Origin of the sequence: Microbacterium sp. ISL-103 (assembly GCF_018613995.1) — a bacterium.
Lineage (GTDB): Bacteria > Actinomycetota > Actinomycetes > Actinomycetales > Microbacteriaceae > Microbacterium.
In genome coordinates, this window is the sequence record NZ_JAGGPD010000506.1 from 1 (window position 1) to 1,479 (window position 1,479).

General features: G+C 63.9%; 1 protein-coding gene. It reads left to right on the top strand.

The window, feature by feature from the left end:
- Positions 1–636: 636 nt before the first annotated feature.
- Positions 637–1,479, top strand: an 843-nt coding sequence (locus J7E68_RS16735) for an FAD-dependent monooxygenase (RefSeq protein WP_215174494.1), incomplete at its 3' end; no start/stop codon positions are given.

Below are 1,479 nucleotides of genomic sequence, written 5' to 3' on the forward strand. Positions count from 1 at the left end.
ACGGCGAATAGGCGACCCGACTCTGGTGGCAGTTCGGACTCGAGGGTCATGACGTCCTTGTGCTCGATGGGGGTTACCGGGCGTGGCTGCGCGACGGAGGGGGAACGGAGTCCGGTGCCGCGGCATACCCCCGCACAACGTTTTCCGCTCACCGGAGAGAATCGTGGATCGTCTCCACCAGTGATGTGGAAACAGCGTCCGCGGGGTCAGGCCCGCTTCTCGTGCACTCGCTCGACCCGAAGCTCTTCGCGAACGGGCGGATTCCAGGGAGCGTCAACCTGCCCTTCAGGTCTTTGGCCGATGAGAGCGGTCTTCTCCGCCCGGTCCACGAACTTCCGGCGCTCCTCGACATGGCTGGCGTGTCCAGCGGCCAAGACATCGTCACCTAATGCGGAGCGGGTATCGCGGCGACCAGGACCGCGTTCGTCCTCCGTGGCCTGGGCTACGAGCATGTTGCGGTGTACGACGGGTCGCTCAGCGCCTGGACCGCCGACCCGACGCGCAAGCTCGAGCGTTCCTGAGCTCGGTTAGGGCGTTGGCGACGTGGGACTTGCGGAGTCCCCTTGACCGGATGTAGTGCATAAGCAAAACTACTTCTGACGACGTCGACTGTCGTCAGACAAAGGAGTCTTCGTCATGCGAATCATCATTGTGGGCGCCGGCATCGCAGGACTGGCGACTGCGCTCAGCCTCGATGCGGCGGGCTTTCGCGATATCGAGATCTACGAGCGCGCGGATGAGATCCGTGGACTCGGGGTCGGCATTAACCTTCTGCCTCATGCGATGCGCGAGATCACAGAGCTCGGGCTCGCTGACCAGATCTCGAAGATCGGCGTCGAGCCCTCCACGTTGAGCTATTTCAATCGGCACGGCCAGCCCATCTGGAGCGAGCCTCGAGGAACGCGCGCTGGATACGAATGGCCGCAGATGTCAGTCCACCGCGGGCGGCTTCAGCTCGCGCTTCGCGACGCAGTTCTCGACCGGCTCGGCAACGTCATCCGCCTCGGCCATCGGCTTCTCTCCATCACGGGGGAGTCGACTGTGACCGCGCGATTCCAAACCAGCGGAGGGGAACGTGTCGTCTCGGGGGGCCTGCTCATCGCAGCGGACGGTATCCACTCTGCGGCACGAGCGCTCCGATATCCGGATGAGGGCAACCCCCAGTGGGGTGGACTGACTCTGTGGCGCGGAACAACCTACATGCGCCCGTTCCTCGATGGGAAGACCATGATCATGGTGGGCGACGGTGATCAGAAGTTCGTTGCGTACCCGCTCACGCCGGCTGGTGAGCACGGGCTGCAGCGGGTCAACTTCATCGCCGAGAAACGAGGCGGAGGTACTGCTGAGGTCGACTGGAACCGGCGCATCGACCCGGGTCCCATCGCAGACAGCTTCGCGGGATGGCGTTTCGACTGGTTGGATGTGCCCGCAGCGATCTCGAACGCGGAGGAGATCCTCGAGTACCCGATGGTGGACCGC